Raw genomic sequence first — 499 nt, forward strand, 5'->3', positions numbered from 1 at the left:
TAATAAATCTAAATTTATAGGCGAAATACGGTATTTTTGAGCGAGATTATGGACAGTCATCAACAATTTAAACAATACGATAAAACCAAATCACCAAAATCAGAAAAAACGCAAAAAATCAGTGGCGAACAATACTTTTCTGCAACACCATCATCTTGCGATGAGCGAAGAACGTTACATGTAACTTTGAGAAATCATGAAACTGTTGTACAAGTCTCAAACGGAGTATTTAGTGCTTCTAAGCTTGATCTAGGCACGTCTGTGCTACTAAAACATGCTCCAAAACCACCAGAAAATGGCAAATTCCTTGATATTGGATGCGGATGGGGTCCTATAAGCATTGCAATGGGCTTAGAATCTCCAGAAGCTGAAATTGTAGCTGTAGATGTAAATGAGCGAGCGCTAGAGCTTACTGAACTAAACGCAAAAAACGCTGGCTTAAAGCATATTCGCACTTCTTTAGTAGATGACGCTTTAAAAGAAAATAATACTTTGGAAT

1 protein-coding gene is annotated in these 499 nt (G+C 37.1%); it reads left to right on the forward strand.

Annotated elements, in window-relative coordinates:
• Nucleotides 1-48: 48 nt before the first annotated feature.
• Nucleotides 49-499 (forward strand): class I SAM-dependent methyltransferase (locus A5295_RS06080; protein ID WP_156518090.1); only part of this gene is annotated, 451 nt, incomplete at its 3' end.

The organism is Gardnerella sp. 26-12 (assembly GCF_001660745.1).
In the GTDB taxonomy this organism is placed as follows: domain Bacteria; phylum Actinomycetota; class Actinomycetes; order Actinomycetales; family Bifidobacteriaceae; genus Bifidobacterium; species Bifidobacterium swidsinskii.